The 7,220-nt window shown below is 58.8% G+C and carries 4 protein-coding genes; 1 reads left to right on the forward strand and 3 read right to left on the reverse strand.

The window, feature by feature from the left end; translation table 11 throughout:
- Positions 1-736: 736 nt before the first annotated feature.
- The 3 genes from JQ586_RS39790 to JQ586_RS39800 all read right to left on the reverse strand — a co-directional run bounded on the left by JQ586_RS39790 (position 737) and on the right by JQ586_RS39800 (position 5,102).
- The gene (locus JQ586_RS39790) at positions 737-1,126 is read right to left on the reverse strand and encodes a hypothetical protein (protein ID WP_212400080.1); all 390 of its coding nucleotides are present in this window, start codon (positions 1,124-1,126) and stop codon (positions 737-739) included.
- 24 nt (positions 1,127-1,150) lie between these two features.
- A protein-coding gene (locus JQ586_RS39795) for an IS3 family transposase (protein WP_212400081.1) occupies positions 1,151-2,340 on the reverse strand; the annotation gives its coding sequence in 2 pieces (ribosomal slippage) (positions 1,151-2,091 and positions 2,091-2,340; 1,191 coding nt in all).
- Positions 2,341-2,372: 32 nt separating this feature from the next.
- The gene (locus JQ586_RS39800; RefSeq protein ID WP_212400082.1) at positions 2,373-5,102 is read right to left on the reverse strand and encodes an AAA family ATPase; all 2,730 of its coding nucleotides are present in this window, start codon (positions 5,100-5,102) and stop codon (positions 2,373-2,375) included.
- A 33-nt stretch (positions 5,103-5,135) separates the two neighbouring features.
- Between JQ586_RS39800 and JQ586_RS39805 the strand changes: the two genes are divergently transcribed.
- Positions 5,136-6,313, forward strand: a protein-coding gene (locus tag JQ586_RS39805) for an IS3 family transposase (RefSeq protein WP_249148683.1) whose coding sequence is annotated in 2 segments (ribosomal slippage) — positions 5,136-5,450 and positions 5,453-6,313 — 1,176 coding nt in all. Because the reading frame shifts where the segments join, the coding sequence is not laid out codon by codon here.
- Positions 6,314-7,220 lie beyond the last annotated feature (907 nt).

Below are 7,220 nucleotides of genomic sequence, written 5' to 3' on the forward strand. Positions count from 1 at the left end.
TGCCGCCTACTTGTCGTCCACCTCATTCGCGAGGGCATTCCAACCACTGACGGCCACGCTTTGGGCTCTGTCATGTTATCCTCGGTCGCTAAATAGCGAGCGAACCTATCGGGGCGACCGTTTAATATAGTTTAAATTGCTGCGCACAATTGTCGCAACTCAGCACCTCACCTCCGCTTCGAGGCTTTCGTTGTCTAGTCTAGAGCCCAGAAAGTGGAAACGGCGCCCGCAGCGGAGGGCGCTGATCCAAGGTTCGGCGGGGGCGGCCCCGTATAATTCCGGTACTCCGAGATTGTCAAAGAATTGCAGCCGAACACGATCTAGCATCGAGACCTTCGAGTGGATTACCTCACCGGCCCCGCGCAGCCCGCTACGCCGGGGCCGGCTTTGCATACTGCTGCACCTACGGCGAAACTCCTTTGACGAACTCTCCGCCCCGGTCACGCGGTAAAACGGCCTTCCTCTGCGCGTTTGACCGTGACGAGCTGCGCGCTGGTCAGCGCATTGCGATGTTTCAGCCGGTGGTGCACGAAGCAATAGAGCATCAGGATGGTGATTGGGAGGTCAAGCCGAGACCGACGGGGGGCTTCACCCGCCGAAGCATTCGCGGCTTGCAATATCCAGTGTGCCTCATGGCCGGAATTTCGAAGCTACTAACTTAGGCATCCATACCCACGATACGCTGTAGCTGGGCACCGTTCCCTGCCCCGAGGGATTGATAATTTGCGCGAGCGCATCATCGACGTTCTGGTGGGCTATGGGGTCCCAAAAAATCACGTTCCGAGAGACGCGCACTGCCGGCGTGCTCAAGTTTGTCGATTCGTGCGAGCAAGGATTCGGTACAAAGACCTTCGGCTATGCGTTTTGCCCGCGCCAAATGACTATGGCCGAGAACGGAACGTCCCTGAATTGCGTATAAGCGCGCGAAATTGAGTTCGATACGGGCCCGTAGTATTCCGTGTTCGCTGAATTGAGTATTCTTGTCGGCTTTGTCCAGTAGTCGGTCGATCCTGGCCGGTCCAGAAACTTTTAGGCGCAGCAAGAAAATAACATTCTTCAGGATGGTCTTCAGTGGCGGCTTCTCCTTGCTAGTTAGCATCTCCAAGTAAATTTCAGCGAGGTTCAAACGCGCTGACGTTGCCCCCAAGTTTTATCCAATCCTGAGTTCGCCCTGGCAGTTGGATTTGCCCGGTTTGGCGGTGATAGCGACGGGAGCTGGCGCGGAGCTTTCGGCATAGCGCAGCGCCAGATCCCGGCGCGGGTGACAGGTGAAGGCGAACTCGGAGGGCGTCTTCCATCCGAGCTGCGAGTGTGGCCGTGCATCATTGTAATCGGTCCGCCAGCATCCGAGTGCGACGCGAGCCTGGGCCAGTGACGTGAACAGCGTCTCGTTCAGCAATTCATCCCGCAGCCGGCCGTTGAAGCTCTCGATGAAGGCATTCTGCATGGGCTTGCCCGGCGCAATGTAGTGCCATGCGACGCGGCTCTGATCCGCCCATGTCAGGATGGCGTTGCTGGTCAGCTCGCTGCCGTTGTCGCTGACCACCATTTTCGGCTTGCCGCGCTCGATCATCAGCCGGTCCAGTTCCCGCGCCACGCGGATGCCGGAGAGCGAGGTATCGGCGACCAGCGCCAAGCACTCGCGGGTGCAGTCATCGACCACGGTGAGGACGCGGAAGCGGCGGCCGCAGGTCAGCTGATCCGACACGAAGTCGAGCGACCAGCGGTCGTTCGGCGCCATCGGCACCGTCATCGGCGCCCTGGTCCCGATAGCGCGCTTGCGGCCGCCACGGCGGCGCACTGCAAGCTTCTCTTCCCGGTAAAGCCGGAACAGCTTCTTGTGGTTGACCCTGTAGCCCTCCCGCTTGAGCAAGACATGCACGCGCCGATAGCCGAAGCGGCGGCGCTCATGAGCGATCGCCTTCATACGCTGGCGAAGGCCGCCATCGTCCGTCCGGATCGTCTTGTATCTCATAGTCATGCGGCAGCTGCCGATGGTTTTACACGCCCGCCGTTCGCTCATCCCGTGGGCATCCATGAGATGGGCAACAGCTTTCCGCTCAGCCGCGGGCGTCACCATTTCTTTCCCAGCAAGTCCTTCAGCGCGACATTGTCGAGCATGGCATCCGCCAGCAACCGCTTCAGCCGCGAGTTCTCATCCTCCAGTGCCTTCAGCCGCTTGGCCTCCGACACCTCCATACCGCCGAATCTCGCCTTCCATTTGTAGATGCTGGCGTCGCTGACGCCGTGCTTGCGGCACAGGTCGGCAACCGAAACGCCGGCCTCGTGCTCCTTCAAAATCCCGATGATCTGCTCTTCCGAAAAGCGGCTGCGCTTCATGCTTTGGTCCTTGTCGTGGGCCAGAGCGAACTTCACACTGGATTAAGCCTGTGGGGCAAGGTCAGCGCCCAGTCCGCAGCGCTTTTATACCCTGCGGCTTCTTGCTCGCGGATACATTTCTCGCAAAGTCGGATGCCTTGTGAGAATGCGCCGCCCAAGACCGTTGCTACGCTTAGCGCCAAGTCTGTTCCGGCAAGATTAAAGCGCCAGTCATTTGCAAGAAAGCCACTGCGGGCCTCGCGAAGCAATGCCGCGCCTTCCTCAACCTTCCCGCTGAGCGCTAGCGCCAATCCCTTGATCTGGATCCCCACACTTCGATCCAAGGGCGTCAGGGCGGCGCGAATACATTCGTCGGCGCGCGATGTGGCTTCTTGATACCGCTCCTCAACAATATCGACCCAGCCGAGGAGCCATAGGCCTACGGCGAAGCCTCTCGGATCACCATAGGCTCGCCCTGCATCCAAGACTCGTTCGGCGTAGCTACGAGCCTCGCGCGTTAGGCCACGATTGATATAATCCCACGCAATTGTAAATAAGACCCAAGTCCGAAGGTAGGAGTCACCGGTTCGGTCACTGAGCTGCAATGCATTGCGTACAAAGGTCTCAAAGGAATCGAGTGGTAGCGGCGACAAAATGATTGAGGTGTGAACAAAGCTGGATTGACCGTACGCTAACGAGCAACTGTCGCCCAGGCGTTTTGCTGCTTCCATGCTGCGACGACTTATCTCGTGTGCCGCTTTGAATTGAGCCCTGGTCAGAAGCGCCCAGGAAAAATGGTGCAAAACAAGCACCAGATCCCCTGAATCACCGGCAGCCTCTATCCTAGGTAGGAGGCGCTCCACCAACTCGGTCAGTTCTTTGACGCGCGCTTCCAGATTCAAAAGCCGCGTGAAGCCGGCCAACATATTGGTAAATTCAGAGTCCGATACGCAACCGGGATCTGCTTCCGCGAGTTCCAAAGCTCTTCTAAAGTGCCGCTCGGCCTCTTCAAGGGCGTATATGTCGAGGCTTTTCCTGGCCGCCATCGCAAAATAACGAAAGGCCTTAACAGCCGACTCGGCGCACCCGTAGTGATAGGCTAAGGTCTCAGCGACCTCGGTAAGCCGATGGGCACTGCGCCGCTCAATCTCGTCGGCGACACTCAAATGCAGCTGTTTGCGCGGCCCGCTCAGAAGGCTATCGTATAGCGCATCCCGCACCAGCACATGCTTGAAGATGAAGTCCTCCGTCTTGTCGTCTGGATGAACCACATCCAAGGGTCCAATGGCGGACAATCGCGCAAAGATCTGAACGTCGGCGCCGACGACTGCCGCCAAAACATCGGGTGCAAAGCGCCGACCGATAACCGACGCCGCTTGCAATAAAGTTCTGTCGTTTGGTGCGAGTTGGTCAACTCGGGCAGTCAGCAGCGACCGAAGACTTGAGGGCAACGTCGTCGCCACCGCTCCTTCCTCATAGATTACTCCAGAGGCGGCGCTACGCACAGCTCCGCGCTCAGCGAGGTAACTTGCGATCTCCTCAGCGAAGAGCGGATTGCCCTCCGCTTTATCCGTGATGAGCTTAGACAGTGCCATTGGCAATTCGGTCGCTCGGAACCGCGCTCCAACGATCTGCGACGTCTCTGCTGGCGACAACGGTTCTAGGGCGAAAGTTGTTGTATTCGATTGCTTGATCCAAGGCGGCCGGTATTCCGGTCGGCGGCTGTGAAGAATTAGCAGCGGAAGCGAGTCTTCGTGCGAAACCAACCTGATTAACAGCTCTTCTGAAGCACTATCCGCCCAGTGCAAGTCTTCGAGCACCAGAACCACGGGCGTAAGCTGGCAACGCGCTTGTAGGAGGCGCAGGAGCAAGTCACGCGTGCGCAATCCTATTAGTACGCCGTCAAGCCCCTTCAACGCCCCTTCAGGAACGCTGAGGCTCAACAAATTCAGCAAGAGACCCAAATTTTGCTCGGAGGCGAGGCCCAGAACTGTCAGGCCCTTCTCCAGCTTCGAGGCTATCTGGCCTTCATCTTCTCCTGCGCTAATGCGAAACGATCCTCGCACCACCTCTATGAACGGGAGAAACGCCGTTTGTTGGCCATTCTCCGAGCAGCTTCCAGCCAGGTTGAATATTCCTTTGTCTGGGATCCGGTTGCGAAATTCGTAAATTAGTCTCGACTTTCCAATTCCCGCTTCGCCTACGAGATCGGCCACCCGTACACGGCTAGCCGCTTCTTTTAGACATTGCTCGAGCAACTTTATCTCGGCCAGTCGGCCAACACACGGCGTGAGCCCGCGACTGAGGGCCACATCGAACCGCATTGCACCTTGGCGAAGGCCGGTCAGCCGATAGATCCGCTGACGTTCTGCCTTTCCTTTTATCTCGTGCGCACCCGCTGCCTGGCTTTCCACTATGCCTTGTACCAATCTGTGAGTCGCCTCACTCAGCACCACTCCTCCGGGCGGGCACAGCGCTTGGATTCGAGATGCCAAGTTCACTGCGTCGCCGAGCGCAGTGACGCTAGTGCTTTCACCGCTCTGGACTTGGCCTACAATCACCGGGCCCGTGTTGATGCCAATCCGCAACTGAGGGCTAAGGCCGTGCTTTGTCGCTATGGCAGGAGCTGTTGCCGCGAGCCGTCGTTGGATTAGGAGTGCCGCGTGGCAAGCTCGGAGCGGAGCGTCCTCCAAAGCGACTGGTACGCCGAACAGCGCCATAACGCCATCGCCGGTAAAGCTTTTTACTACGCCACCATGAACCTCCTCCGAATTGATGGACACCTGTAGTAGGCTCGAGGAGCCAGGAGGTGTCGGATGGAAGGACGTCAACGTCGGTCGTTTACGGACGATTACAAGCGGCAGGCGGTCGATCTTGTGGCGTCGAGTGGCCGCTCGATTGGATCTGTGGCCAACGAACTTGGCCTGCGCGATTCCGTGCTACGGCGATGGGTGCTGCAGCGAGGGGCCCGGCTGGAGCCGACGGCGGCGTCGCGGCGCCCCACAACGCAGGCGACGCTGCCGTCGGCGGACCACGCGGCGGAGATTGCTCGTTTGCAGCGGGAGAACGAGCGGCTACGCATGGAGCGCGACATTTTAAAAAAGTCGATCGCGATCTTTGCTGGAGCTCCGAAATGAGATTCCGCTTTATTGAAGATCGCCGCGCCGATTACCCGGTGACGATCCTGTGCGATGTGCTCGATGTCTCGCCGGCCGGCTACTATGCCTGGCGCACGCGCCCGGAGAGCCCGCGTTCGGCCGCCAACCGTGGGCTCGTCAACGACATCAAGCGGGTCCATCGCGACACAAACGGACGCTACGGCAGCCCGCGTATCCATGTCGAGCTGAAGGCGATAGGCCGCGGAGCGAGCCGCGGCCGCATCGAACGATTGATGCGTCATCACGGGATCAGGGCCATTATGGCACGGCCTCGCCGGGTGCGGACGACCGACAGCCGTCACGACCTCCCGATCGCCCCGAACCTGCTCGATCGCAACTTCACCGCCACTGCGCCGAACCGGATCTGGCTCGCCGATATCACCTACATCGAGACGGATCAGGGCTGGCTCTATCTGGCCGCGATCCTGGACCTCTACAGCCGAAGGATCGTGGGCTGGGCGATGGCGGATCATTTGCGAGCCGACCTGCCGTTGTCAGCCTTACGGATGGCGATCTCGGCACAGCGACCTGGCGCCGGCCTGATCCACCATTCAGATCGCGGCGTTCAATATGCCTCGGCCGAGTATCGCAAGCTGTTGCAATCCGCGGGGTTCAAGGCGTCGATGAGCCGCAAGGCCGACTGCTATGACAATGCCCCGATCGAGAGCTTCTTCCACACGCTCAAAACCGAGCAGGTTTACCACACACAATATGCGACCCGGGCGGAAGCCGCGCGTGATGTCTTTGCTTACATCGAAGGCTTCTACAATCGGACCCGTCGTCACTCGGCGATCGGCTATATCAGCCCGATCGAGATGGAGCTAAAAGCAGCTTAAGCCTGTCCACTTTTTCGGGGGAAGATCACCTTGTTCGTGGACGGCATTCGTCGTCAGCACAGAGATGTGCTGCATTAACGCATAGGCTGCCTCTTCCCCGAATCGCTCTGCGAATGAAGTGAACCCCGCGAGGTCCGCAAACAGAACTGTCGCGTCCCGGCGTTCGCCTCCGTCGCGATGTTCGTGGGAGCGCTGGTAGGCTCGAGGGTTAGACGGCGCCCCTGGGTCCGGGATTATGTCCCTGTCGATCATCTTCGACCCCTCGCACAACTTGTAGCGTAGCACATCGCGTGCATTCTTTGCCACGAAGAAATCACCACCTTGGGGTCCTAAAATCCTAAATATGTCGGCCACGTCAAAGACGCGCGAGACGAGGTGGCCTGGCCAAGTAAAGGCCGCCCCCTGCGACCTTAGTTCAGATCAAAATTGGGATCGCTGGAGCGTCGCGCGACTTCCGCCATGATCGCCTGCAGCTTTGCTACCTTCACACCGCGCTCCGTAACGACGTCTGCTGCTTGGTCGGTCGGCCCGAGCGTCGCGGCAAGAAGATCGAGGAGAAAAGCCGACTCGCGTCGACCGCAGCCGTGGTCCGCTAAGGGGCCCAATCCGGACCCATCGATCGCAAAACGAAATGACTTCTGACTGATCTTGTTACAGAGGTCGGCTACTATCGACGGCGCTGGGAGAATTGTTTTGCGGGCCGCGCCTTACATTTTAGCGCACCAACTCTGACGCCAGTTAGTTAGAGAGAGGCCGCAAACCGCACGCTGATCAGGATGAGATAGAGGGACAGTGCGATCTCCATTTGACGCTTTGGCATTTGATGTGCGAGGGCCACACCATAGCGTACAGTCATGACACTGAGCGGTGTCAGAAGCGCAAAGCCAATCAGGGACACATAGCCGAG

The organism is Bradyrhizobium jicamae (assembly GCF_018130215.1).
Taxonomy (GTDB): Bacteria; Pseudomonadota; Alphaproteobacteria; order Rhizobiales; family Xanthobacteraceae; genus Bradyrhizobium; species Bradyrhizobium jicamae_A.